Here is a 24,362-nt window from a genome sequence, read left to right as displayed (position 1 = left end):
TTTGCCTTAAGCGTCGTGCCCCGCCGTCCAAGGCGCGCGGGCCGACCAGGTTTCATCCGAGCCGGAGACGGTGCAGCCACGCTGCCCGGCGCGAATTTCCCCAATGCGATGCACCGTTTCCCCAGCGGCGCTAAGGTCTGCGATGATCGAGTCGACGTCGGCTGCCGCCACAGAAAGCACCATGCCGATCCCGCAATTGAATGTGCGTGCCATCTCTGCCGGCTCGATGTTCCCCTGCGCCTGCAGGAACGACATCAGGCGCGGTTGCTCCCAAGCATCGGCAGCGACATGCGCGCGCAGGCCCATGGGAAGGACTCGCGGAATATTCTCCAGCAATCCGCCGCCAGTGATGTGTGCCAGCGCGTGGATTCGCCCCGAGCGGATCAGCGGCAGCAAGCTTTTCACATAGATTCGCGTGGGGGCAATCAACGCCTCAATCAGCAGCACTTCGGGATCGAACAGCGCCGGACGATCCAGCTTCCAGCCCTTGTCAGCCGCGAGCCGTCGTACAAGCGAGTATCCGTTGGAGTGTACGCCGGAAGAGGCGAGGCCCAGCAGCACGTCACCCTCGGCAACCTTGTCACCGGTCAACTGCTGCCCGCGTTCCACCGCGCCGACGCAGAAGCCGGCCAAGTCATAATCTCCGGCGGAATACATGCCCGGCATCTCGGCCGTTTCGCCGCCGATCAGCGCACAGCCGGAAATGCGGCATCCCTCGGCAATGCCGGCGACGACACGTTCGGCGATGCCGTTCTCCAGCTTGCCAGTCGCGAAATAGTCCAGGAAGAACAATGGCTCTGCGCCCTGGACGATCAGATCGTTCACGCACATTGCCACCAGATCGATGCCGATCTGGTCATGCCGGTCATGGTCGATCGCCAGCTTGACCTTGGTGCCAACGCCATCGTTCGCGGCGACGAGCAACGGATCCGTGTAGCCCGCCGCTCGCAGATCGAAGAATCCGCCGAAGCCGCCCAGTTCCGCATCGGCACCGGGGCGGGCCGTCGCTTTGGCAAGCGGTGCGATGGCCTTTACCAGCGCGTTTCCGGCGGCAATGGATACACCCGCTTGCGCGTAGCTGTAGCGGGTCTGGTCGGCGGTTTGGGCGTTATCGTCTGACATCGGGCAAGCGCCTAACGCTTTACTGCTTGGATTTCCATCGGCGTTTAGGCAAAAGGCGCGCGGCCTGATGATGACCAGTCGATTTCACCCCAAGAACCTGCGTGCGCGCATGGATGAGGCCGGACCCAAGGGCAGGCTTGCGATCATGCTCGGCATGGCCGCTGTGGGTAGCGTGATCGGTATGGCCGCAACGCAGCTGATTGCCCAGATCGAAGGTGATCGCGGCATTCTGCCCGTTGCCAACTCGGTCGATATCCAGGTCAATGGCATCGTCGTCGACGTGACCGGCAAGACCGGGCAGGAAGCGCGTGTCGAGGGCTGGAAGCAGGCCGAGAAGAAAGCCTGGGAGCAACTGAAGGGCCCCGCCATGCCGATCGAGGCGATCGATGCGATGGTGTCCTCCGTAGTGATCGAGCGCGAACAGATCGGCCCACATCGCTATGTCGCCAAGCTGGGCGTGATCTTCGATCGCGCGAAAGCGGGCCAGTATGTCGGCGGGGGCGAGGGTGGCGGGCTGCACTCGGCGCCGATGCTGGTGATCCCGATCCTCTATTCGGGCGGCGTGCGCCAAGTGTTCGAAGTGCGAGGAGCCTGGCAGAAGGCCTGGGCGGAATTCCAGGCTTCTGCCAGTCCGGTGGACTATGTTCGTCCGGCCGGAACGGGCGGCGAATCTCTGGTTCTCAATGCGGGCCAAGCCGGCCGTCGCAGCCGCTTGTGGTGGCGCAACGTGCTGGATCAGTTCAATGCCGCAGATGTCGTGATCCCGGTAGCCCGGCTGGAGCGGGAGTGGCCGGGCGGTCCGGTTAAAGGCACCTTCACGGCGCGGCATGGCCCCGACAACGAAGTGCTGGAAACGTTCACGATGTCCGCCCGCGACGACCAGGCGGTGCCGCAGATGCTGGCGCAGGCCGTCGCGCGGATAGATGGAATCTATCGCAACGCTCTGGCGCAAGGTCAGCTGACGCCCAACCCCACATTGATGAGCGGCAGCATCGCGTTCGATCAGGCGCTGGGCGAGTTGCGGGGCAAACTGATGAGCCGCGATGTCGATAGCGTGCCGCGCGCCGCTTCCGCGCCCGCTTCGGTCGCGCCGCTGATTACGCCTGAGCCTGTGCCCTTGGGTGAGATACAGACCGTGACGGTACAGTTCGCTTCTCCAGACGCTGCGGCTGTCGACGCTGCGCTGTCCGCCGTGCGCGGGGCAGCCGGCGTGCAGAACGCGGCCACCACCAGTCTGGCGATCGGCGGCACGTCTGTAATGCGGGTGACGGTAGCTGGCGGGCAGGGCGCGCTGGTGGCCGCACTCAAGGCGCGCGGATGGCAAGTCAGCGCTGGCGGCGGCGTGATCCGTATCTCACGCTGAGTAAGGCACGCCAAGCGATGCGCCAGATCGCCTTGCCTTTGCCCCTGCCGAATGAAAGCGCTCCCAGGATCGTCGTCGGCAACGCGAACGCCGCTGCAGTGGATGCAATGGCGGATGCATCGCGCTGGCCTTTCCGGACTGCCGTACTGTCCGGACAACCGCGCTGCGGCAAGACATTGCTCGGCCGCTGGTTTCAGCAATCAGGGGCGGGCGATGTGCTGGACGATGCCGACAGGATTGATGAAACGTCGGTATTTCACGCCTGGAACCGGGCTCAGGAAAGCGGCCGTCCTTTGCTTGTCATCAGGGATGCCATGCCGGGTGCCTTTCAGATTACGCTTCCCGATCTGCGCTCGCGGCTTGGGGCCGCCCTTCACCTCGAGATCGGCGCGCCTGACGATATGATGATGGGCGAACTGATCGCTCTTCATGCAGAGATGCGCAGCCTGCCCTTAGACGAGGCGGCGATTGCCTACCTTGTACCGCGTTGCGAGCGTAGCCATCTGGCCGCTGAACAGATCGTCGCCGCCATTGATCGCCTCAGTCTGGAGCGCAAGCAGCCACCGACGTTATCGGTCTGGCGTGAAGCGTTGAATGAGATTACAGGAGCCGCCCGCAGTGCAACTTGATCGCGGCTGCAGCGTTATGGCGAAATGGGCAGGAGTGATGGGGCGATGATGAACAATCTTATCCGTTACCTCGACTCTATTGTCGCCCGCGATCCCGCGCCACGTTCGCGTTGGGAAGTGTTGCTCTACCCAGGTGTTTGGGCACTGTTCTGGCACCGCGTGGCCCATCGGCTTTTCAGATCGCGCCTGTTTTTTTTCGCGCGCCTGATCAATCACTTGTCACGCGTGTTGACCGCGATCGACATTCACCCGGGCGCGACGATCGGAAAGAATTTCTTCATCGATCATGGCTTCACCGTGATCGGCGAAACGGCGGTTATCGGTGACAACGTCACCATCTATCAGGGCGTTACGTTGGGCGGCACCAATCCGACCAACGGACAGCCGGGGAAGCGTCACCCCACGATCGAGGACAATGCGATCATCGGTTCGGGTGCGCAGATCCTTGGGCCAGTGGTCGTGGGCCGTCGGGCCCGGATCGGTGCCAGCGCCGTCGTTACCGAGAACGTGCCAGAGGGCGCGACGATGGTGGGCGTGAAAGCACGCTCCACGCTGGTTGCTGCGGAGACGTGGGCGAAGGAATTCATGCCCTACGGCACTCCTTGCAAAGAGCCTTGCGAACCATCCGGCCTGGCCCGGGTCGAGCAGCTCGAGTCTGAACTCAGCCGTTTGCGCGATCAGGTGGCACAATTGTCGGCGCACCGATCCGCTCAAGAGCCTGAATCGCCAGGCATGACGGGAACCTGAGCCTGCGATGGCAGCACCCGGGAACGGCTCTACCGACACGAATATTATTGCGTTTCCCAAAGCCGGAGCGCTTCAGGTCGGGTTCGATCGCCTGGAATTGCAGCGTATTCTGGACGTCTATGGGCGCATGGTAGCCGCGGGGCAGTGGCGCGATTATGCCATGGAGTTCACGCGCGACGCCGCAAGCTTTTCCGCTTTCCGCCGCGCCGCCGAACGACCTCAAGCTCGCATCGAGAAACGCCCGGCTCTTCGTGGTAAGCAGGGTATGTGGACCCTGTTCGGCGAAGTCGGGCAAGTCCTGAAGCGCGGCCACGAGCTTGCCGGCGTTCTCGTTCCGCTGGAGCGAAGGCTCCTCAAGGTCGTGGACAATTAACGCGGCGGCGATTTTGGCGGATTGATCATCGCCAGTCCGCGATAGGTCTGCTCCATCCCGTTATTTAGCGGCACGCCGGGTGCCTGCGCCATGATCCGAGACCAGTTAGCGGCAACCCCGTCCACGGTTCGCTCGTGCTGCTCCAGTAGGACGCCTTGGCCCATCGTCAGCCAGCAGCCCTGCACGATCCCGCCGCCGGCCCCTACGACGGCGCCTTCCGGGGCTTGATCGGAAACCAGGAACAGCGCGGCGGGCACCACGTCGTCCATATGGAATGCCTGGAACGCCTCTTCCGGCAGGATATCCTCCGTCATACGAGTGCCTGCCGCTGGGGCGATGCAGTTGACTCGGATCCCGTACTTCGCGCCTTCCAGATGGAGCGTCTTGGCCAGGCCGATGATGCCCGCCTTGGCCGCAGCATAATTTGCCTGCCCGAAGTTCCCACCCAGCCCGGATGCTGATGTCGTCATCAGAACGCGGCCGCGTCGCTGCCGTCGCATCGTTTCCCAAACCGCCTTGGTCGCGAACGCCGATCCGAGCAGATGGACGCGCAAGACGGCTTCGAAGTCCGCAGGCACCATCTTGGCGAACGTGCGATCACGCAGGATACCGGCGTTGTTGATCAGGATGTCGATCGCGCCCCATCGCTCCAGCACGCGGGCCGCCATCGCGTCCATCTGTGCAAAGTCGGAAACGTCGCCGCCATCAGCCATCGCCTCGCCGCCGTTATTGCGGATTTCGTCGACCACCTTATCGGCCGATAGCCCCCCGCCGCTTCCGTCGCGGGCTACCCCCAGATCGTTGACCACGACCTTCGCTCCCTGCCGTGCCAGTTCGAGCGCATAGGCTCGGCCAAGGCCATTGCCTGCTCCGGTGACGATGGCGACCTGGCCTGCAAAGCGTGCATTCATAGCCTTAGCGGTGACACAGCCTTGCGGCCGCTTCAATCGAAGCTTGTCCTTTTTGGGGTGCAGCTTGCTCCGAATCGTGAGTGGGGGCATAGGCACCTCGATCCACGCCCATGCGAAAGGCCCGGCGATGAAAGTGCGCGTCCATGTCAGCCTCAAGCCCGGTGTGCTCGACCCTCAGGGGCGCGCCATTCATCATTCGCTGGAAGGACTGGGCTTTACCGGTGTGAACGATGTCCGCGCGGGCCGGCTGATCGAGCTGGACGTGGCGGACGGCGTGACGGACGCCGATCTCGACGAGATGTGCCGCAAGCTGCTCGCCAATATGGTGATCGAAAGCTACCGTATCGAAAAGGTCGCCGCGCCGGAGCTGAAGGCGTGAGCGGGTTCCGCTCGGCGGTGATCACGTTCCCCGGTTCCAATTGCGACCGGGACATGTTCGACGCCCTGCACAAGGTGTCGGGCACCGAACCGACGCGTGTGTGGCACGGTGATGCCGATCTGCCGCAGGGGTTGGACTTCATCGCGCTCCCCGGCGGCTTTTCCTACGGCGATTATCTGCGCTGTGGTGCGATCGCCTCGCGCTCGCCGATCATGCAAGCCGTGATCAAGGCGGCCGGGCAGGGCGTGCCGGTGCTGGGCGTGTGCAACGGCTTTCAGGTACTGACCGAAAGCGGTTTGCTGCCGGGCGCGCTGCTGCGCAATGCGGGCATCCGCTTCGTCTGCCGCGAGGTGAGCCTGACCGTCGAGAATGCGCAGTCCTTGTTCACGGCAGGCTACGAAGCGGGCGAGACCATCCGCATTCCCGTCGCGCATCACGATGGCAACTTCTACGCTGACGGAGAGACGCTCGACCGCCTGGAGGGTGAAGGCCGCGTGGCGTTCCGTTATGCTGAGGATGTGAATGGATCGGCACGAAACATCGCGGGTATCCTAAACGATGCCGGCAATGTCCTTGGGATGATGCCCCACCCTGAAAGAGCGATCGAAGCGGCGCATGGTGGCGACCATGGTCGCGCCCTGTTCGAAAGCGCGATCAAGGGCTTGGTTGCCGCCTGAGAAACGCTGGGCGCGGCCTTGCAGCCGCGCCTAAGTCCTCACTCTACCGTGACGCTCTTCGCCAGATTGCGGGGCTGGTCCACATCCGTGCCCTTCACACAGGCGACGTGATAGGCCAGCAACTGGACCGGAACGGCATAGACCAAGGGGGCGATGAGCGGATGCACCTTGGGCATCTCGATCGTGGCAATGCAACCTTCGCCCGCTTCCTTAATGCCGTCGGCATCCGAAATCAGAACAACCTTGCCGCCGCGCGCTCGCACCTCCTGCATGTTGCTCACGGTCTTTTCGAATAGTGGGCCTGAAGGCGCCAGGACGATTACCGGCACGGCTTCGTCTATCAACGCGATAGGGCCATGCTTCATCTCACCAGAAGCATAACCTTCTGCATGTATATAGCTGATTTCCTTCAGTTTTAGCGCTCCCTCCAATGCCAGGGGATAGTCCGGGCCGCGGCCGAGATAGAGCACGTCCCGGGCGGGAGCGATGAGGTGCGCCATCGAAAAAATCTCCTCGTCGAAAGCGAGGGCTGCGTTCAAGCAGGCCGGCGTTTCCACCAGATGGCGCACGATGGCGATCTCCTCCTCGCGATCGATGCGTCCGCGTTTCACCGCCAAATGCGCGGCGAGCGCGGCCAGCACAGCGAGCTGACAAGTGAATGCCTTTGTCGAGGCAACGCCGATTTCGGGCCCGGCATGGGTTGGCAGCAGCAAGTCGGCCTCGCGGGCCATCGAACTGGTCGGTACGTTCACTACGACGGCGATGGTCTGCCCAGCCGCCTTGCAATGGCGCAGAGCGGCCAGAGTGTCGGCCGTCTCGCCGGATTGCGAGATGAACAGTGCCAGGCCGCCCGGTTCCAAGACCGGATCGCGGTAACGAAACTCGGAAGCGACATCAATGTCGACCGGCAGGCGGGCAAATTGCTCGAACCAGTACTTCGCCACCATCCCAGCGTAATAGCTGGTGCCGCAGGCGACGATCGTGACTCGATTGATGCGGGACAAGTCGAAGTCGATCTGGGGCAATGCGACTGACTGATCGACCTGATGAATGTAGCTGCGAAGGGTCTGCGCCACCACGGTCGGTTGCTCGAAGATTTCCTTCTGCATGAAGTGGCGATAATTGCCCTTCTCGATCGCGACGGCCGAGGCGCCAGATGCGACGATCTCACGCTCGACCGCATGGTTTGACGCATCATAGACCTGCGCGCCTTTGCGGGTGATGACGACCCAATCACCTTCCTCAAGATAGCTGATACGCTGGGTGAGCGGCGCCAGGGCGAGTGCGTCCGAGCCGAGATACGTCTCGCCATCGCCATAACCGACCACGAGCGGTGAGCCGAGGCGAGCCCCGATCAGCATGTCCGGAAAGCGCTTGAATGCGATAGCCAACGCAAAGGCCCCGCGCAGTTCCGGCAGGGCTTCGCGCACCGCCTGCTCGGGCGACAGGCCGCCCTCGACAAGCTCAGAAATCAGGTGAGCTACGACCTCGGTATCGGTCTGACTCTCAAAATGCCGGCCTCGCGCCTCAAGGCTGTCACGCAGTGGCTTGAAGTTTTCGATGATACCGTTGTGTACAAGTGCGAGTTCAGACGTTGCATGAGGATGGGCGTTCGCCGCCGTCGGTGCGCCGTGCGTGGCCCAGCGCGTGTGTGCGATCCCGGTCAGGCCAGATGCCGGGTTATGAGCAAGCTCGGTAACTAGGTTCTGTAGCTTGCCCTGCGCACGCCGGCGGATCAGCTCGCCATCGTGGATCGTGCAGATACCGGCGCTATCGTAGCCCCGGTACTCCATGCGACGAAGTCCATCGACGAGGCGATCCGCCACGTCTTCCTTGCCGACGATGCCAATGATGCCGCACATGCTGCTGATGCTTTCACTTGAATGAGATCAAATTCAGATGAGATTGCTCGACCGGACGATAGTCGGAGAATCCTGAACAAAGGTGTAGGGCCTGCCGCCCATCCGCAAGCTTACGATACGATTACAACGGTGAGAAACTAATCGCGCTCAATCGTCGCCGCTGATCATCGCGCCGAGGCCGCCCATCGCGCCGAGACCGAGCAGAGTGCTCTCCCCCCGGTTCTGCCCGCCATAAGGCATGGCGGCCGCCAGCATTCGACCTGCGAGGCGGGAGAATGGCAACGACTGAATCCAGACCTTTCCAGGCCCGCGCAACCGCGCAAAGAACACGCCTTCGCCGCCGAAGAACATCGACTTGATGGAGCCGGCGCGGATCACGTCGAAATCCACATCGGCGGTGAACGCGGCGACGCAGCCGGTATCGACGTGCAGTTCCTCTCCTGGTGCCAATTCCCGCTCGATCACGGTGCCGCCCATTTGCACGAAGACCCAGCCATCGCCGTCCAGGCGCTGCATGATGAAGCCTTCGCCGCCGAACAGGCCAGTCATGATCTTTTGCTGGAAGTGAATTCCGATCTGCACGCCCCGTGCGGCGCACAGGAAAGCGTCCTTCTGGCAAACCAGGCGTCCGCCCAAAGTGCCCAATTTCAAGGGCACGATCGAACCGGGGATCGGTGAGGCAAAGGCGACGCGCGCCTTGCCACGGCCCTGGTGGGTAAAGACGGTAGTGAACAGGCTTTCCCCGGTGACAAGGCGCTTGCCGGCTCCCAGCAGCTTGCCCATGAAACCGCCTCCGGCTTGCCCAGCCGAGCCATCACCGAACACCGTCGTCATATCGATGCTGGCGTCTTTCCAAACCATCGCACCGGCTTCCGCGACGGCACTTTCGCCCGGATCCAATTCGATCTCTACGAACTGCAGTTCCTGACCCTTGATCTCAAAATCGACGTCATCACTGTCAGAGTTGCTGCGATTATGTTGCCATGGACTGTTGCTCATCAACGTATCCTTGCTTGGAAGAAAACGGTGTCAGGGCTTTGATCGATCAGCCTTTTTCTTTTTCATAGCGTCATGAAAGCTGTCTGCCCAGCCTGGCTTAACCAATTGCTCTGCCCGTACCAGACGTAATTCGCCATCTGCCACGTCACGGCTCACCGCGCTGCCGGCGCCCACGATCGCATCGGCGCCGATGCGGACTGGTGCGATCAGTGCGCTGTTTGAACCGATGAAGGCGCGCGGTCCGATCACGGTGCGGTGCTTGAAATAGCCATCGTAATTGCAGGTGATCGTTCCGGCGCCGATGTTTGCGCCAGGTCCGACATCGGCATCGCCCAGGTAGGTCAGGTGATTCGCCTTGGCCCCTTCGCCCAGCACGGCGTTCTTCATCTCTACGAAGTTGCCGACGCGCGACTTGGCTTTCAACACGGCGCCTGGCCGCAGGCGCGCATAAGGGCCGATCGAGACGCCGGCCTCCAGCGTGGCGCCTTCAAGGTGCGAGAATGCGTGAAGGGTGACCCCGTCCGCGATCGTCACCCCCGGGCCGAACACCACGTTCGGTTCGATGGTGACATCGCGACCAATCTTCGTGTCCCAGGAAAACCACACGGTTTCTGGCGCGACGAGCGTGGCTCCATCCGCCATCGCCTGCTGACGCCGCCGCGCCTGCCAGCGTGCCTCGGCCTGCGCCAACTCCCCGCGAGCGTTGATACCCGCAACCTCGTCAGCATTGTCGGTGATGACGACAGCGCAGGCGCGCCCATCGCCATTGGCGATATTGACGATGTCGGTGAGGTAGTATTCGCCCTGCGCGTTGTCGTTGCCGACGCGATCCAGCAGCGCGAACAGGTCCTGGCTACGTACCGCCATCAGGCCGGAGTTGCACAGGCCGACCAGACGCTCTTCCTCGGTGGCGTCCTTGTGTTCGACCATGCGCTCGATCCGGTCACCTTCGGCGACGATGCGTCCGTATTGTAGGGGATCGTCCGGCTCGAACCCCAGCACCACCACGGGCGGGGCATCGGCCTGATGCAGCCGCTCCAGCATGGACCGCATCGTTGCTTCGGAAACGAAGGGGACATCGCCGTAAAGAATCAGAATATCGCCGGTAAAGGCTTTCAACGCTTGCCGTGCCTGCAGGACGGCGTGCCCTGTCCCCAGCTGTGGCTGTTGCAGGGCGATCACGGCGCGGCCCGCCAGGGCGGTTTCCAGCTGATCGCGGCCATGCCCGGCGACGACGACCTGAAACTGGGGATCGAGCCGAGCCGCACTTTGCAGCAAATGTTCCAGCATCGGCCGGCCGGCAATGGGATGCAGCACCTTATGCAGATCGCTTTTCATCCGCGTGCCTTTACCGGCGGCGAGAATCACGATGGCAAGGGGGGGGCTGACCGGCTGCAAAACGGAAGATGTCATGTCCCGGCGTGTGCCAGCAAATGCTTGCGGATTCCACCACAAGCGCGCACGTGCGGTCGCGATGACGAACTTTCCTTTTGCAATCGTCGGGTTCGACCTTGACGGTACGTTGCTGAACACCCTGGGCGATCTGGCCGGAGCCGTGAACTATACCATCGGGCTGGAAGGCCGCGCGCCGATCCCGGTGGATGAGGTACGCCCGTTGGTCGGCGGCGGATCGCGCAAGATGCTGGCGAAAGCTCTGGAGGTGACGGGCGGGGCCTTGCCGGCCAGCCGGATCGACGAACTGTTTCCCCGGCTTCTGGAATATTACGAAGCGCATATCGCCATCGAGACGAAGCTGTATCCCGGCGGGGCGCAGATGTTGGACTCGCTGGCGTCACGCGGGGTGCAGCTTGCTTTGGTGACCAACAAGCTGGAGCATCTTGCGGTCAAGCTGCTGGGTGAACTGGGCCTTTCGGATAGGTTCTATACCATCATCGGCGGCGACAGCCTGGGGCCGAACACGGCCAAGCCGCGCCCGGACACTTTGCTGGAGATGCGGCGGCGAGGCGTTGCCGGGCGGGCGGCTTACGTGGGCGATACTACGTATGATACGGGTGCAGCCCGTGCCGCCGGGCTGCCGTGTGTTGCCGTCAGCTTCGGTTTCAACGATCTGCCGCTCGCCGAGTTAGGCGCGACGGCGGTGATCGATCATTTCGACGAGCTGATCCCCACGCTGGAGCGACTCTGACCGGACTCGCGCAACGCGGTCGTCCATGATCCCGGGGGTGTCAGGCCTTTGGGCAGGACGAGCACTTCAAGCCCCTGGGCCGGTTCCAGATACCGCAGTGCCATCGTCTGCACGTCCTGCGCGGAAATAGTCGCAAGGCGATTCTTGGCGGCAATCTGGCGTTGGATGCGATCGGCCTGGGTCTGCGCACGATCGACCAAGGCGATCCACCCGTCATTGGTCTTGAGGCTGTTTTGCACGCTTTCCAGCAATGGCTGGCGCGCGCGCTGCAGGACATCGGTGTTCACGGGAGCATCGCGTAATTGGTTAAGCGTGCGAATGATGGCCATCCGCGTCTGCTCGATGTCGGCAACGTCGACCGAGGCAGCGATCCCGAACGTCCCGTAGCCGGGCCAGGCGCGTGAAAGGGAACTGGCCGCGGTGGGTGAGTAGGCCTTACCCAAGGTCTCGCGCAGAGTGTCGGTCAATTCGATCCGCACAACGCGTTCCAGCAGCGCCAGCTTCAGCGTTTCCTCGGGATCGGTATCGTCCCGCGTCGGCCAAGTAAGGCGCAGCAGAGCCTGATTGCCCGGCCCGGTGTGGCGGATCACGCGGGGAAGCCTGTCGGCGGTAAATATGCGCTCGGCCCGATCCTTGCCGTCGCCAAACGCCGGCTCGCGCTTCGGCAGGGCACCCAAGGTACTGGCGACGAGCGCGATCGCCTCGTCTTCCGAGATATCACCCACGATGCCGACCTCTATTGCGCCGTGGGCGAGCCGATCGGAGATATCGCGCTTCAATTTGGCAAAGGTCAGCGCGCGATAGGCCTTTACATCCTGCAGCGTAAAACGTGGATCGTTTCCAGAGAGAATTCCGCCCAGATCGGCTCGCAGCGCCGAACTTGGGGTCGCGCGCAATTGCTCGAAATAATTGTTCATGTTGTGGCGATATTGCACTTCGCCTTCGGCCCGGTAACCGGGGTCGGTCAGCATCGCCGTCCATAGTTGAAGCTGCAATTCCAGGTCGCGAGGCGTGGTGATCGCGCGCGCATCGAAGCTGGTATCGCCAGTGCCGAAAGTATCGCTTACGCTGTGACCGGCCAGGATCGTTTGCAGATCATCGGTGCTGTGCTTTCCCAGGCCGCCTTCGTCCAGGAAAGGCATCATTTCCGTGGCAAGTGGATTGGCCTTGGTGTCCAGCTTGTCTCCACCGTCGACCGATATGGTGACGCGCACCCGGTCTTTTTCCAGTGCGGTCTTCTTCAGATTTAGCATCACACCATTGGCAAAGCGAACCTGCCGAATGCCAAGAGCGGGCTCGCGCGTATCTGTGGCCACGACACCTGCCGGGCCGAAATCGGTATAGGCAAAGCCGGCGAGATCGGTGGAACTCATCTGCGCTACTTCAGCCCTCATCGCCTCGTCCCACGCGGCGCGGATGGCAGGCGCACCGCCTGCCGGATCATACCGTCCGCGAAACCGTATCAGCGGATCGGCCACATCCAAGGCTTCCCGCTTCATTGCTGCGAGGACGGCCTCCGGCGTGATCTGGGGCATGAAGGCGCGAAAACGGGCCAGCACGTCCTCTGGTCGGGAAGGAACCACGCGGTCCTGTACCAAGGCCAGCGCCACGCCGGACAGGGCCGTGTTGCTGCGCGTGTCGGACATGGCGGCCGCATCTTCCAGCGCGGTGCGGATGTTGGCGACCTGTTCGGCCACTTCCGGCTTCGAAAAGCCGTAGATCAGCGCGCGGCGATATTCCCGCGCGGCCGCAATCATTCCGCGCCGCCATTTGCGATCCACGGTATCCACGATCAGCCGCGTGGAGCGTCCCGCTTCGAACACGTCTCCCGTACCAAAGCCTGCCCCACGAAACGGAGGGTCCTCCTGGCGGGAAAGGCGCAGGAAACGGCGGTTGACGATATCATAGCCGATCTGGCGCAGCAGGCTTTCCTGGCGCTGGCGGATCGTGTCTGGCTCATCAAGCCAGGCCCCATTACGCACCATGGTGATGCGTTCGGAAACGGCTGGGTCGATGTAGATCGTAGTCCGATCGCGATCCTTCGCCACGATCGGGCCGGCGCTCGGCTGGGTCACGGCCTTGCCTGCCTGCCAGTCCGCAAAGCGCGCCTTGATGGTCTGCTCCACCACTAGCGGATCGAAGTCTCCGATCACCACCAGCGTCGTCTTGGCTGGCGTATATTCCCGGCGGTAGAATGCCCGCAGCCGCTTGGCGTCTGCGCCCTCTATCGTCTCTGTAACGCCGATGGGAAAACGCTGGGCAAAGCGGGATTTCGGGTAGAGAAATTGCGTGTTGGCGATCGTGTCGCGTAGCTGCCAAGTGTTCCGGTCGCGCATCTCGGCCAAGATCACGCCGCGTTCGCGCACTACGGCGGCGGGGGCGATCGTCAGTTCGCTGGCGGTTTCGCGCATCAGCATCAACGCGGTGTCGATCAGGGCCGGGTCGTTGGTCGGTAAGTCCAGCTTGTAGAGCGTGCGGTCGAAGCTGGTGGACGCGTTGGTGTCCGCGCCGAAGGCTAGGCCGTGCCGTTCCAGCAGCCGCACCATCTCGCCCTCGGCGATGTGCGTGCTGCCGTTGAAAGCCATGTGCTCTACGAAATGGGCGAAGCCGCGCTCTTTCTTGCTCTCATCCAGCGAGCCGACGGCGATGTCCATCCGCACCAGCGCGGTACCCGCAGGCGTGGCGTTGCGCCGTATGACGTAGCGCATTCCGTTCGGCAGCCGACCAAAGCGGAACGAGGGGTCTGGCGCGATGTCGCTGGTGCCGAACGCCCACTGCGTATCATCCGCGGCAGGGGCCGTATCACGGGCTTGAAGTGATCCGGGAGAGACAAGGCCGAAGAGGACGAAGAACGCGAAGGGGCGGAACCGCATGACGATCCGCTTGCCCCAACGCGCCTGCTTTGCCAAGTAGCTCAAGGTCTAGGCAGAGACGATAAGCCGTTACATCGCGGCAGTTTACTTCGTGGTGCTCTTGCCGCCCCGCAGCTTGCCACGATGGGCGGTCAGGTCGAAAACCTCGCTCGGGCCCGGATCGTCCTGCAGCACGCCCAGGCGCCGCGCGACTTCCTGATAGGCCTCTTCCTCGCCACCCAGGTCCTGGCGGAAGCGGTCCTTATCCAGCTTCTCACCCGTGACCATATCCCACAGGCGACAGCCGTCAGGGCTGATCTCGTCGGCGAGGATCACGCGGCTGTATTCACCGTCCCAAATGCGGCCGAATTCCAGCTTGAAGTCGATCAGGCGGATATTGATGGCCGCGAACATACCGCAGAGGAAGTCGTTCACGCGGATCGCCAGTGCCGAGATGTCCTGCATCTCTTCATTGGTGGCCCAGCCGAAGCACGAGATATGCTCTTCCGCGATCATCGGATCGCCCAGCGCGTCATCCTTGTAGTAGTATTCCAGCAGGGTGTGCGGCAGCGGCTCCCCTTCCGGAATGCCAAGGCGCTTCGAGATCGATCCGGCGGCGACGTTGCGCACCACGACCTCGATCGGGATGATCTCCACCTGGCGCACCAACTGCTCGCGCATGTTCAGGCGGCGGATGAAGTGGTTGGGCACGCCAATGTGATTGAGGCGGGTGAACACATACTCGCTGATGCGGTTGTTGATCACGCCCTTGCCTTGAATCGTGCCCTTTTTCTGCGCGTTGAACGCTGTGGCATCATCCTTGAAATACTGGATCAGGGTGCCGGGCTCAGGGCCTTCGTAGAGGATCTTCGCCTTGCCTTCGTAGATTTGGCGTCTGCGGGACATGGGCAAATCCTTACTCGAAACACTGCACCGAAAAAGCGGACCCCGGCGCGCGCAGAGCGTATTCACGCGAACTGCTCGGCCGGGGCTTTCGCGGACGGCATATAAGCCACCCGCACGAATTTGCAAAGACGGTGCAGTACCAGCCTATTGGCCGAGAAGATACTTGCGCCAGAACATGGTTTCCACCCAGCTCTGGTAGTCCCGGTTCTCCTTCTTGGCGAAGCCGTGGCCTTCGTTCTTGCCGACAAGGTGCCACGCCGTACCGCCATTCCCGCGCACCGCCGCGACGATCTGGTTGGCCTCGCTCTCAGGCACACGCGGGTCGTTGCTGCCGGTTACCACGAGCAGGGGAATCTTCAGCTTGTTCACGCTGGTAAGCGGAGAAATCGCGGTCAACTTCGCTCGCTGTGCCGGATCGCGCTCATCGCCATATTCGACCCGGCGCAAGTCTCTACGGTAGCTTTGGGTGTTCTCCAGGAAAGTCACGAAGTTGCTGATGGCCACGATGCAGTCGGCCGCCTTAAGGCGATCGCCGTAGCGGATCGCGGAAGCATAGCACATGTACCCGCCGTACGACCCTCCGTTCACGGCCATCCTCTTGGGATCGATGCGGGGATCGCGCTGCAGGCGATCCAGAAACGCGCCGATATCCTTCACCGAATCCTCGCGCTTGAACGGCCCATTGTCGAGGCTGACGAAGCGCTTGCCGAAGCCGGTGGAGCCCCGCACGTTCGGCGCGAACACGGCGATGCCCAACTCGTTCGTCAGGTAATTGCTCGCCCCGCGAAAACCGGGGGTGTACTGCCCTTCGGGCCCACCGTGGATGCTGACGACCAGCGGGCGTTTGCCCGGGAATTTCTTTGGATCGGGACGATAGAGGAAGCCCGAAACTGTCTCCCCATCGAAACTCTTGACCTCGACCAGCTCAGCTTCAGGATTGCGAGCGGCGTCCAGGCCACCGGTCTCGCTCTGCGTCCAGCGTGTCGCCTGCAACGAGGCGGGGTCCAGGGTGAACGCGTCCGTCGGGACCTTGGCGGAACTCAGCGAAAAAGCCAGCCGTCCGTCCGGTCCCGCTTCCAGTCCGCCGATCGTGCCGAGGGGCAGATTGCGCGCTTCCCTGGCCGCTCCGGTTTTCGGGTCCAGCAGCTTCAGCCGCGAACTGCCATTTTCGTTCAGCACGTAGGCGACGTATGATCCATCGCGCGCGATCTCGAAACTTTCGACATCCCATTTCGCTTCGGTCGAGCGGGGAGTGAACCGCCCGGTTCGCCGGTCGATCGTGCCCAGGCGCTGAAAATCCGAACCCTCGTCGCTGGTTACCCAGATTGTGCCGTCAGGCGCGAAGGCGGCCTCGCCATACGAAACGGAGGCAGCATGATCGCCCAGAGGCGTGAGCTTGCCCGAGCGGACATCCAGCAGCCAGAGATTGGATTTCTGGACCGACACGTATTGCTGGACAAGGGCCGTCTTGCTGTCTGGCGAGAAGCCCGCGATCTGCCAGCCGCCACCAGCCAATTGCGCCACCATCCTGTCGGACTTGGGATTGAGCGGATCCATCACGTAAAGGTCGGTATCGGTGCCGTTGCGGCGGGTAGAGCTGTAGCCCACCAGCTTGCCGTCATCGCTCCAGGCGCCAAATTCGTTACGGCTCTTGCCGTCGGTCAGAAGTTGTAATTGGCCTTCGGCGACGCGGTATATCTGAAAGAATTCGTTCCCGCCGGTGTCTTTAAGCACCAGCAACGTGCCACCCACGGGGGAGGGATGTGCGCGCACCGGCTCTGCTTCGAAAGTGATCTGACGACGGTCCATCATCGGGCCTGCCACCGCGTGCAATTGCGCGGTATTGGCAAATCGGGTGGCGATGATCAGGTTGCCGGTGCTGGCGTCCCAACCCTGCACGACGGCGCTGCGGCTTTCGCCATACGGCCGCATGGCAGCGGGGATATCATCGGGGACGGGTGGTATGCCATCGGCCACAAGCGCTGCAGGCTTCGGGGCCTCCGCCTGGGCGGTGGAGATGGGTAGTAAGGCGGCGGCGGCCAGCAACAGCTTTTTCATGAGCAATCGTTCCCCTATTAAGACCCACAGGTCTGCGGGCTCAACAACTCATTCGCAAGACCGTGATTGCGTGACTATCGCACACGTAAGCTTTGCCGCTTGCCCGGTGAGCGCTTCAACGGAGACCGAAAAAACGTTGAAGAAATCCCGGCTTCTCCATGGGCTGGATCGGTCCGTGGACCCAGAGCCTCATCGGGCCATCCTGTCTAGGGCGAGATGCGCTGGAGTTGTACGGGCGAGAGTTCTTGCCGGCAGGCGATCGCATGGTGCCATTGATTCCTGAATAGAGTGGGTGAAAAACACAATGCAGGGCAAATGCGGAAAGTTCCCGTATGCCCTCATGGACTTACTTCCACTGCGGACGTTGCTTTAAAACACCAGTTCCGTGCTAGCGACCTGGATTGGATTATGTTGCGAAACGCCGGAGCCCACGGAAACTTCGCGATAGAGTGCCTCGCAGCGATTCAGCCAGCGATCGTGCGTGAAATGAGCCAGCACACGATCTCTGGCGGTTTCACGCGGAATGAGCATGGCTTGGTTGATGGCCGCCCCTAGACCCTTGGCATCGCCGGGTTCGGCCATGACGCCGGCCTCTCCGATCACCTCGCGCGCCGCACCCATATCGAATGCGGCGACGGGCAGGCCGCAGGACATCGCCTCTGCCGCCACTAGGCCGAACGGCTCGTCCCAACATGGCGTGAACAGGAACACGGATGCGCGGCCGATCTCGCGTGCCAGCGCTTTGGCAGGCAGGTGTCCGCCATAGCGGATGGTGGGGCCAAGCAATGGCTCCACCTCCGCCTGCCAGTAGCCCGGGTCTTCGATCGCGCCGAACAAGGTGAGCGGCACACCGGCGATCATCGCCGCCTGCGCGGCAAAATGCGGCCCCTTGTTCGGCGTCACACGCCCGCACCAAACCGCCTCGCCATTGCCGCGCGGCTGGAATGGCCATCGCCGCGGGTCGATACCGTTGTGCAGCACGGAGGCCTCCGGCGGAGCGCCATCAGGCCACCAGGCGCGCAATTGCTTTTGCGACGTCACCGTCAGGCGATGCCGCGCTGCGGGACTTGCCGCCACGAACCAGTGCAGCGCGTCGTAGGGGGGCACATGCAGCGAGGTCACCGTCGGGACCGCCGCTGTACGTTGCTGGGCCAGGGGGAAGCGGTGGAGGCTGTTGTTGTGAAGCACATCGAACCCGCCATCGGCAATGCGGTCGCAAGCGGCCTCGTATCCGGCATCGAGATGGGCGATCAGCGGCGGGGAGCCGCGATGTTCCGCCCAGGGGAAGGTGCGCTCATAATGTTCGGCCAGAACGGAATCGATGGTAAATCGCGGATCACTGTCGCCCGAGGCGAACAAGATCACTTCATGCCCACGCTCCTGCAACCCAGCCGCCAGTTGCCAGCAGTGCGCTTCCATGCCGCCTGCGAAGGGCTGGGCGATCCGCTGGCGGACGTGGGCGAGGATCGCGATCTTCATGCCGTTTGCATGACCCGCGTCAGCCCATCCGGGGCATCGCCCTGCAACGCCAGTTCATCCTTCAGATAGCGCAGCACACGCGCGGTGTTGCAGTAAGGCTCATGGCTTTGCTGCGTGGTGAGCGCGAAGTCCGCAGCCGCCGGTTGCCGGACGATCCGGATCGCCTCACCGGGTTCATCCTCGATCAAGCCCATCAGCAAGAACGCATGAAGCCAGTGGCCCATCGTGCGATAGCCCCACTTGGATTCGAAGAGCTGGGCATTGCGCACCACGCTTTCGATGTGGTGGACGGGCGGCATATGATGGGGGTGATACTGGTGGTAGGCCAGCCCCCCTTTTATCCAGGCGATCGGAACGCCGGCCTGACTGACCGTCTTGCCAAAGTCCGTGTCTTCTCCACCATATCCGTAATAGCGCTCATCAAAGCCGCCGATCTCCAGAAACGTCGCCCGGCGCATCGCGAAGTTCAAAGACCAAAAGCAGCGATAGTCCGGGCATATCTCGATGCCGCTGGGCGGCGGACCGCGCCGATCCGAATGTTTCACGGCCACCGCGGCGAATTCGTCATAGGACCAGTCGTTACGGGTGGCGCCGCCGGGTAGGTACATTACCTCGCCCATCAGCAATCCATCCAAGGCGCCGCTGAGTTCGGCATAGTCTTCGACCAAGCGTGGGTGCGGGATGCAGTCCATGTCCAGAAAGACCAACAACTCGCTGTTCGCTGCCCGCGCCGCGAAGTTGCGTGCGGCGGCGAGGGGGAGTTGCTCGCCCTCCACGCGGATTTGCCTGATGGGGAAGGGGGCTTCGGGCAGATCATACGGTTCAGGCTGCATCACCGCCACGATCAGTTCGTCAGGCAATACGGTCTGTCGTGAAAGTCCCAGCACGACGTTGACGAGATGTTCGGATCGGCCTTTCGCCAGGGTTACGACGGAAACGCTGGTCATACGGCGAAATTCTCCTGTGATCGGGTGGGTTTGGCCAAGGCCACCGGTGCGTCCCAAAGACGGGATGCCAGGGCTTCGAGCCAGTTGGCGGTCAGAGTTGCGGGTGCATCGTCGATCAGAGCCTTCTGCCGCTCCGGGAGATGAGACCGGGTCACTTCGCCCAGCGCCGCCGTCCAGGCATGGGCCGAGGACGGGAGATGCGGCAGGACTGTCGCCGCCCCGGCGCGGCCCAAAGCGGTGGCCTTGTGATGCTGTTCATCGAAGTACCGCCACTCGGGAACGACCAGCCACGGGCGGCCAGCGGCTAATATCTGCTGGCAGGTGGTGTTCCCGGCAGAAGCGATGACAATATCGGCTGCGGCGATATGATCGGCGGCGTCATCCACCCAGCCGCGATGTTCCAGATTGGCCGGTTCGGTCGCGTGCCAGTCCCGCTGGACCTTGCCGATGGTGATCCAGCGCGCATCCGGTGTGGACCGGGCGCCTACTCCCAGAGGAGCGGCGGCAAAGCCATCACCGCCGCCGCCAGACAGGACCAGGATCATCCGCTCGCCCGCCGAGACGCCGATGCGCTGGCGGGCGACTTCACGCTCAGGCACGCGCAAATCCACGCCCAGACCACCGGCAAAGCAGGTCTTGTCCCGCATTGATTTGCTCCAGTCCGGCTGGGCAAGGTCGAGATGGAAAGGCGCAAGCAGCCCGGCGGCCCCATCGTAGGCGGCGCGGTGGCCGGGATCGCTGCGATCGCCATGCTGCAGGATTTTCACGTGAGGGACCGAGCAGATGCGAGCCAGTTGCGCGACTTCAGCCGAGACGTCACAGATCATCAGCGCGGGGTCCGCCGAAGCAAACCACCCTGCCAGCGTCCCTATCGCCTGCCGGATGCCTGGCCAGCCCAGCGGCGCGCAATGAAGTGTTTCAGGCGTCGCCACCCAATCCATGGTGCCTGCCTCATCACCCGAAGGTTCGAACAGCGATGGAATGCGCGTCACGGTGGCCTGCGGAGGCAGGGCGGGAAAGATATCGTCACGCGCACAAAAGATCGTCAGCGGACGATCCGCTGGCAACGCCGCCGCGATCGCCGCGCACCGTTCTGCATGGCCACGCCCCTGGTGGTGAACGAAGTACCCGAAAGGACGCTTCATGCCGCTTGAGGGAGAAGAGAGGGGACGGTGATGCCAAGGCTCGCCAGGCCTTCCAGCACTCCGGCGGCATGATGGTCATGGACCCGTAGCAAGCCGGGGCGTTCAGGCAGATCGTCCAACTCCGAGCCGGCATTGCCGACCACGATTGCGCGGCCACATGCCGTCAGCATGTCGACATCGTTGCCGCTGTCACCCGCCGCCACGCATTGCGCCAGGCTGAGCCCCTGGCTCTGCGCATAAGCCGCAATCGCCGCCGCCTTTCCGCCATTCGGGGCAAGGACGTCGATCAGGCGGCCATGGGAAAAGACTACCCGGGCCGATTGGCCAGCCGCTGCCAGCGCTTCGCGGATCGCATTGGCATCCCGTTCATTGCCGAAGAAGCTGATCTTGTGCGGCCCTTCGGTTTCGGCGGGCTGCGGGCTCAACGAAAGTGTCGCCAAAGCGCGATGAACGGCGTTCCGATCCCAGCCGTTATCAAGGAGGCGGGCATAATCGTCACATTCGCGCCAACCGCCCTTGCCGTCCGCGATCATGAGACGGGTGCCCACATCGACGATAAAGCCGTCAGGCATCGGCAAGCCCCATTGCCTGAGGATAGTTTGTGCTGCGGCCAAGCTACGCCCGGTGGCAACGATGAAGGACAAGGTCGACCTCGCCCGCCATCCAGCGAATGCAAATGCCGAACTCCGGCAGCCGGTCAGGGTGTTGTCGATATCGCTGATGAGCAGCCTTGGCCGGTTGCACTCGCGATAGGTCTCAACGGACAGAGCCGCATACCGATCCCATGAATACTGCCGATGTCCGCGCCGCGCGGCGCCAGCCAGCCGGGCATGACGCGCCGGGTCTAGCACGATGGCGCGGATGGCCGTTGCAAGGGCGCCCTCGTCACGCGGATCTACGGTGATGCCATGACCGATCGTGGCGACGATCTCTTCCGGGCCGCCGTTGCGAGTGGCGACAACCGGCACGCCTGCGGCCGCCGCTTCCACCAGCGTCAGCCCAAAGGGTTCGTGGAGGGCTGGATTGACGAACACACCACCCTCGGACGCTCTTTCATAAAGCGCGGCGACATCGGTGGAATCGTGGTCGGCCGGTAGCATGACATGACCGCGAGCTTCGGGCGTCGCGCAAATCGCGGTAAGTTCGTCAATAACAACGCGCTCTTCACCCGAGGCCAGGCCGTGCTGCCCGGCAAGCACCACAAGGTTCGCCGCAGCACGAAGTTTTTCGTCCGCCAGGTAAGCGCGGACCAAGGCGATCAGGTTCTTCTTTCGAACGGGGCGGGCGATTGCCAATATGATCGGAAGCTGGGGCTGATCGAGCCATTCCGTCATGCGATCGACAACCGTCGGCCCGGCGCCTGCGAAGTGGGCAGGAGCGCCCGGCGCGATGATGCGGACGCGATCGCCTGTTGCCACGCCGTAGCGACCGATCTGGCGCTCCGCCTCGTCCCCGGTTGAAACGATGATCGCCGCCGCACTGATGATTGCCGCACGCTCTGCCTCAATGCGGGTTACTAGACTGTCGCAAGCGCCAGTTTCGGCCTGCTTGTCGATCCCAAGCGCATGGGGTGTGTAGATGAATGGAATGCCGAACCGCCGTTCTGCCTCCCGCGCCATACCGGCGGCGTCCGCGAAGTGAGCATGGATCACATCGGGTCGCTCAGGCTGTCGGGAAATATACTCGCAGAACGCCTCTATCAAAGCGGGAAGCTCCGCCGAGAATTGCTCTTTCTCGATGTACCGGCGGTTGGATGTGGCGATGCGGTGGATCGTCAGCTTTTCACTGATGTGCTCGGTCGGCTGGGCATGCACTGAGCCGAGCTTCTCATCGTCGAACAAGCGCGTAACTATCGTCACCCCGCTGACATCGGCGTGTTGTGCCTGATGGGTTGCAACTTCAAGAACATAGGCGATGTGGCCGCCCGTGTCGGCGGTTAGGCCGTAATGGACTGGCGGCTTTCGAAGACAACCGCCCAGCGCCAAGTGTAAAATGTTCAAGGCGGTCCCCTTTTTTGTACAAGCGGGGAACGGGTTGAGAACTGATTTGATCCTGAACTGCCAAATTGCCCCTGGGGGCATGTTATTGACTTTTATCAAGTTCTTCTTGGAGTCGGTACAGACAAGTGGCCGGTCCGGGAACTGCGAGGCTGCTTTCGTGCCCCCTTTCAGTCAGACCATGGGAGCGTGCAAAGCTAGCCGTATGGGGCGCCTGCCTTTCGATCGGGCCGCAACGCACTTTGACATTCGTCTGCCACCCGGCGATTGCATGAGTGACGGAGCAACACAGGACGCCGCACATGTCTGACGCAAACGACAAGCTAGACCAGGCGATCGGTCGCGAGACGGGCGAGGGGCGGTTCCAGGTCGTAATATCCAGCGGCGGCGTGCAATTCTTCGCGGACGAACCCACAAGCGCCGGCGGTCTCGGCTCTGGGCCCAACCCGTATCAGCTACTGGGATCGGCGCTGGCTGCCTGTACCACTATGACATTGCGGCTCTATGCCGATCAAAAGGGATGGCCTGTTGAAGATATTCGCACGGCGGTGGGCCATCGGCGTGAGCAGGGCGGCAAGCCCACCGACCTGTTCATCCGCCACATCACTTTCAGCGGCGATCTGACGGAAGAGCAGCGCGCCCGCCTGCTTGAGATTGCAGATCGCTGCCCCGTCCACCGCACCTTGACGGCGAGTGCCCGCGTCGAAACGAAAGCGGATGAGCTCGCACCCACGTGTGATGGCGAAGATGCCCATATGGCGGATATGGAAGCGCTGATCAGCGTGGGGCGAAGGTCTTTCGACTTCACCGACTAGCGCGATTTGATGTCATAGCAACCGGCCCTGCGCGGAAACCTCGGGTTCCAGGCCGACGAACCCATCACGGCCTCGCAATTCCGTCTCTGCCGAAAAGCGAATATCCTCGTCGCGGTCGGCGGCGAGACGGCGCAGGGTGGCATCGTCCAGCGCGCCCCAGTATTTGCCACGATCCGGCCCTGCGGGTACTCGGGGCAGCAGGCCCGGCTCGGCGCTCCATTTTAGAAGCGTCTCAAGCCCCGCCTCGTTCAACTGATCTCGCAGATGATGTGCCGTCACGTAGGCGTCGGGAAAAGCGCGATGCACAGGCAACCCCATCTCGCGATCCAGGCCTTCCGGCATGCGCCAATATCGCAGGACCTGGTTGGAGAAGCTGGGACTATCGGGCCAAAGCCTCAGCGCACACTTCCAGGTGCAGATCCAGGCGGCTCCGCCAGACAACTCCGGCGTGCAGAAACGCTGCTCGAACGCCGCACGATGCGCTGCAAGTGCCACCACGCCGCCCTTGGGCTTAAGAATGTCGGGTGCGGTCGACTTCCAGAAAGGCGAAGCTGCGACATCCGCATCGATGATGTGATGCACCGCCATGGTGACGGCGGGGATCGGCCGCCCCGGGTTGACGAACAGCGCTCCGCGCTCCTCACATAACTGCCATTTTCCGTCCGCGCCCAGAACAACGTCCTGCCATCCGATCTCGCAAACGCCATGAGCCGGTGGCCGCGAGCCGGTGGTTTCCAGATCGACGACACGGATACGGGATTGGCCTGCCATCTCGCCAAGATGGGCATCCTGCCGCGCAATGGAACGGCCTATGATATCCCAAGGCAGTACGCGGTGCGATACTGCGGCTGATTTTTAGGAGAAAGTGGTGGACGCACTTGGGCTCGAACCAAGGACCCGCTGATTAAGAGTCAGCTGCTCTACCAACTGAGCTATGCGTCCACACTGCCGTTGC

General features: G+C 62.6%; 21 protein-coding genes and 1 tRNA gene. 8 read left to right on the top strand and 14 right to left on the bottom strand.

The features are described 5' to 3' along the window. Nucleotides 1–6: 6 nt before the first annotated feature. Nucleotides 7–1,122, bottom strand: a complete 1,116-nt coding sequence (purM, locus tag GGR39_RS14130; RefSeq protein ID WP_183617821.1) for a phosphoribosylformylglycinamidine cyclo-ligase — start codon at nucleotides 1,120–1,122, stop codon at nucleotides 7–9. 70 nt (nucleotides 1,123–1,192) lie between these two features. Between purM and GGR39_RS14125 the strand changes: the two genes are divergently transcribed. Genes GGR39_RS14125 through GGR39_RS14110 form a run of 4 tightly spaced genes read left to right on the top strand, consistent with a single transcriptional unit; the run spans nucleotide 1,193 to nucleotide 4,234 of the window. Beyond that, nucleotides 1,193–2,485: a heavy-metal-associated domain-containing protein gene (locus GGR39_RS14125; protein ID WP_246388740.1), complete on the top strand. Its 1,293-nt coding sequence runs from the start codon at nucleotides 1,193–1,195 to the stop codon at nucleotides 2,483–2,485. 17 nt (nucleotides 2,486–2,502) lie between these two features. Continuing rightward, complete coding sequence (locus tag GGR39_RS14120; RefSeq protein ID WP_183617819.1) at nucleotides 2,503–3,114, top strand: P-loop NTPase family protein; 612 nt, start codon at nucleotides 2,503–2,505, stop codon at nucleotides 3,112–3,114. A 45-nt stretch (nucleotides 3,115–3,159) separates the two neighbouring features. Beyond that, nucleotides 3,160–3,861 carry a serine O-acetyltransferase EpsC gene (gene epsC, locus GGR39_RS14115; RefSeq protein ID WP_183617817.1) on the top strand — a complete coding sequence of 234 codons (702 nt, stop codon included), beginning with the start codon at nucleotides 3,160–3,162 and terminating at the stop codon, nucleotides 3,859–3,861. Nucleotides 3,862–3,868: 7 nt separating this feature from the next. Then, nucleotides 3,869–4,234 (top strand): DUF2794 domain-containing protein, encoded by a 366-nt coding sequence (locus GGR39_RS14110; protein ID WP_183617815.1) that lies wholly within the window; start codon nucleotides 3,869–3,871, stop codon nucleotides 4,232–4,234. Here the strand turns inward: GGR39_RS14110 and GGR39_RS14105 are convergent. Then, nucleotides 4,231–5,145, bottom strand: coding sequence for an SDR family NAD(P)-dependent oxidoreductase (locus GGR39_RS14105; protein WP_183617813.1), 915 nt, complete (start codon nucleotides 5,143–5,145; stop codon nucleotides 4,231–4,233). The two genes, GGR39_RS14110 and GGR39_RS14105, sit on opposite strands and share 4 nt — an antisense overlap. 127 nt (nucleotides 5,146–5,272) lie before the next feature. Between GGR39_RS14105 and purS the strand changes: the two genes are divergently transcribed. Together purS and purQ are read left to right on the top strand one after the other, a co-directional pair. Next, a complete protein-coding gene (gene purS, locus GGR39_RS14100; RefSeq protein ID WP_183617876.1) occupies nucleotides 5,273–5,524 on the top strand; it encodes a phosphoribosylformylglycinamidine synthase subunit PurS in 252 nt (83 codons plus the stop codon). Beyond that, nucleotides 5,521–6,201, top strand: coding sequence for a phosphoribosylformylglycinamidine synthase subunit PurQ (gene purQ, locus GGR39_RS14095; protein ID WP_183617811.1), 681 nt, complete (start codon nucleotides 5,521–5,523; stop codon nucleotides 6,199–6,201). The genes purS and purQ overlap by 4 nt, the downstream gene beginning before the upstream one ends. Before the next feature lie 38 nt (nucleotides 6,202–6,239). Here the strand turns inward: purQ and glmS are convergent, their stop codons facing one another. The 3 genes from glmS to glmU all read right to left on the bottom strand — a co-directional run bounded on the left by glmS (nucleotide 6,240) and on the right by glmU (nucleotide 10,475). Then, complete coding sequence (glmS, locus tag GGR39_RS14090; protein ID WP_183617809.1) at nucleotides 6,240–8,063, bottom strand: glutamine--fructose-6-phosphate transaminase (isomerizing); 1,824 nt, start codon at nucleotides 8,061–8,063, stop codon at nucleotides 6,240–6,242. 147 nt (nucleotides 8,064–8,210) lie between these two features. Beyond that, the gene (locus GGR39_RS14085; RefSeq protein ID WP_183617807.1) at nucleotides 8,211–9,062 is read right to left on the bottom strand and encodes a TIGR00266 family protein; all 852 of its coding nucleotides are present in this window, start codon (nucleotides 9,060–9,062) and stop codon (nucleotides 8,211–8,213) included. 30 nt (nucleotides 9,063–9,092) lie between these two features. Next, complete coding sequence (gene glmU / locus GGR39_RS14080) at nucleotides 9,093–10,475, bottom strand: bifunctional UDP-N-acetylglucosamine diphosphorylase/glucosamine-1-phosphate N-acetyltransferase GlmU (RefSeq protein WP_183617805.1); 1,383 nt, start codon at nucleotides 10,473–10,475, stop codon at nucleotides 9,093–9,095. 61 nt (nucleotides 10,476–10,536) lie between these two features. Here glmU and GGR39_RS14075 point away from each other — a divergent pair, with 61 nt between their 5' ends. Then, nucleotides 10,537–11,208, top strand: coding sequence for an HAD hydrolase-like protein (locus GGR39_RS14075; RefSeq protein ID WP_183617803.1), 672 nt, complete (start codon nucleotides 10,537–10,539; stop codon nucleotides 11,206–11,208). Here the strand turns inward: GGR39_RS14075 and GGR39_RS14070 are convergent. The 7 genes from GGR39_RS14070 to GGR39_RS14040 all read right to left on the bottom strand — a co-directional run bounded on the left by GGR39_RS14070 (nucleotide 11,169) and on the right by GGR39_RS14040 (nucleotide 22,595). Next, entirely contained in the window at nucleotides 11,169–14,126 is a 2,958-nt protein-coding gene (locus GGR39_RS14070; protein WP_246388734.1) for a M16 family metallopeptidase, read from the bottom strand. The genes GGR39_RS14075 and GGR39_RS14070 overlap by 40 nt on opposite strands. Before the next feature lie 39 nt (nucleotides 14,127–14,165). Then, complete coding sequence (gene purC / locus GGR39_RS14065; RefSeq protein ID WP_058737736.1) at nucleotides 14,166–14,966, bottom strand: phosphoribosylaminoimidazolesuccinocarboxamide synthase; 801 nt, start codon at nucleotides 14,964–14,966, stop codon at nucleotides 14,166–14,168. 144 nt (nucleotides 14,967–15,110) lie between these two features. Beyond that, a complete protein-coding gene (locus GGR39_RS14060; protein ID WP_183617800.1) occupies nucleotides 15,111–17,024 on the bottom strand; it encodes a S9 family peptidase in 1,914 nt (637 codons plus the stop codon). 369 nt (nucleotides 17,025–17,393) lie between these two features. Next, nucleotides 17,394–18,503 (bottom strand): glycosyltransferase, encoded by a 1,110-nt coding sequence (locus GGR39_RS14055; protein WP_183617798.1) that lies wholly within the window; start codon nucleotides 18,501–18,503, stop codon nucleotides 17,394–17,396. Beyond that, nucleotides 18,500–19,450, bottom strand: coding sequence for a galactosyltransferase-related protein (locus GGR39_RS14050; protein ID WP_183617796.1), 951 nt, complete (start codon nucleotides 19,448–19,450; stop codon nucleotides 18,500–18,502). Before GGR39_RS14050 ends, GGR39_RS14055 begins: the two co-directional genes overlap by 4 nt. Then, nucleotides 19,447–20,595, bottom strand: coding sequence for a glycosyltransferase (locus GGR39_RS14045; protein ID WP_183617794.1), 1,149 nt, complete (start codon nucleotides 20,593–20,595; stop codon nucleotides 19,447–19,449). Before GGR39_RS14045 ends, GGR39_RS14050 begins: the two co-directional genes overlap by 4 nt. Further along, nucleotides 20,592–22,595 (bottom strand): HAD-IIB family hydrolase, encoded by a 2,004-nt coding sequence (locus GGR39_RS14040; protein WP_183617792.1) that lies wholly within the window; start codon nucleotides 22,593–22,595, stop codon nucleotides 20,592–20,594. The genes GGR39_RS14045 and GGR39_RS14040 overlap by 4 nt, the downstream gene beginning before the upstream one ends. Nucleotides 22,596–22,894: 299 nt before the next feature. Here GGR39_RS14040 and GGR39_RS14035 point away from each other — a divergent pair, with 299 nt between their 5' ends. Further along, the gene (locus GGR39_RS14035) at nucleotides 22,895–23,407 is read left to right on the top strand and encodes an OsmC family protein (RefSeq protein ID WP_183617790.1); all 513 of its coding nucleotides are present in this window, start codon (nucleotides 22,895–22,897) and stop codon (nucleotides 23,405–23,407) included. A 12-nt stretch (nucleotides 23,408–23,419) separates the two neighbouring features. On the opposite strand, the gene GGR39_RS14030 is transcribed toward GGR39_RS14035, so the two are convergent. Further along, entirely contained in the window at nucleotides 23,420–24,178 is a 759-nt protein-coding gene (locus tag GGR39_RS14030) for a 3'-5' exonuclease (RefSeq protein ID WP_183617788.1), read from the bottom strand. 95 nt (nucleotides 24,179–24,273) lie between these two features. Continuing rightward, nucleotides 24,274–24,349, bottom strand: a tRNA-Lys gene (locus tag GGR39_RS14025). Nucleotides 24,350–24,362 lie beyond the last annotated feature (13 nt).

The organism is Novosphingobium fluoreni (assembly GCF_014196615.1).
Classification (GTDB): Bacteria; Pseudomonadota; Alphaproteobacteria; order Sphingomonadales; family Sphingomonadaceae; genus Novosphingobium; species Novosphingobium fluoreni.
The sequence above is the reverse complement of the archived record's forward strand: the minus strand, read 5'-3'. Positions and strand labels throughout refer to the sequence as shown.

What these genes read in the sequence shown, in the direction of transcription:
- GGR39_RS14030 (WP_183617788.1), bottom strand. Translation starts at nt 24,178, where the DNA reads ATGGCAGGCCAATCCCGTATCCGTGTCGTCGATCTGGAAACCACCGGC.
- epsC (WP_183617817.1), top strand. Translation starts at nt 3,160, where the DNA reads ATGATGAACAATCTTATCCGTTACCTCGACTCTATTGTCGCCCGCGAT.
- GGR39_RS14085 (WP_183617807.1), bottom strand. Translation starts at nt 9,062, where the DNA reads ATGAGCAACAGTCCATGGCAACATAATCGCAGCAACTCTGACAGTGAT.
- glmS (WP_183617809.1), bottom strand. Translation starts at nt 8,063, where the DNA reads ATGTGCGGCATCATTGGCATCGTCGGCAAGGAAGACGTGGCGGATCGC.
- GGR39_RS14035 (WP_183617790.1), top strand. Translation starts at nt 22,895, where the DNA reads ATGTCTGACGCAAACGACAAGCTAGACCAGGCGATCGGTCGCGAGACG.
- GGR39_RS14060 (WP_183617800.1), bottom strand. Translation starts at nt 17,024, where the DNA reads ATGAAAAAGCTGTTGCTGGCCGCCGCCGCCTTACTACCCATCTCCACC.
- purM (WP_183617821.1), bottom strand. Translation starts at nt 1,122, where the DNA reads ATGTCAGACGATAACGCCCAAACCGCCGACCAGACCCGCTACAGCTAC.
- purC (WP_058737736.1), bottom strand. Translation starts at nt 14,966, where the DNA reads ATGTCCCGCAGACGCCAAATCTACGAAGGCAAGGCGAAGATCCTCTAC.
- GGR39_RS14125 (WP_246388740.1), top strand. Translation starts at nt 1,193, where the DNA reads ATGACCAGTCGATTTCACCCCAAGAACCTGCGTGCGCGCATGGATGAG.
- GGR39_RS14045 (WP_183617794.1), bottom strand. Translation starts at nt 20,595, where the DNA reads ATGAAGCGTCCTTTCGGGTACTTCGTTCACCACCAGGGGCGTGGCCAT.
- purS (WP_183617876.1), top strand. Translation starts at nt 5,273, where the DNA reads ATGAAAGTGCGCGTCCATGTCAGCCTCAAGCCCGGTGTGCTCGACCCT.
- GGR39_RS14120 (WP_183617819.1), top strand. Translation starts at nt 2,503, where the DNA reads ATGCGCCAGATCGCCTTGCCTTTGCCCCTGCCGAATGAAAGCGCTCCC.
- glmU (WP_183617805.1), bottom strand. Translation starts at nt 10,475, where the DNA reads ATGACATCTTCCGTTTTGCAGCCGGTCAGCCCCCCCCTTGCCATCGTG.
- GGR39_RS14075 (WP_183617803.1), top strand. Translation starts at nt 10,537, where the DNA reads ATGACGAACTTTCCTTTTGCAATCGTCGGGTTCGACCTTGACGGTACG.
- GGR39_RS14050 (WP_183617796.1), bottom strand. Translation starts at nt 19,450, where the DNA reads ATGACCAGCGTTTCCGTCGTAACCCTGGCGAAAGGCCGATCCGAACAT.
- GGR39_RS14110 (WP_183617815.1), top strand. Translation starts at nt 3,869, where the DNA reads ATGGCAGCACCCGGGAACGGCTCTACCGACACGAATATTATTGCGTTT.
- GGR39_RS14105 (WP_183617813.1), bottom strand. Translation starts at nt 5,145, where the DNA reads ATGAATGCACGCTTTGCAGGCCAGGTCGCCATCGTCACCGGAGCAGGC.
- GGR39_RS14055 (WP_183617798.1), bottom strand. Translation starts at nt 18,503, where the DNA reads ATGAAGATCGCGATCCTCGCCCACGTCCGCCAGCGGATCGCCCAGCCC.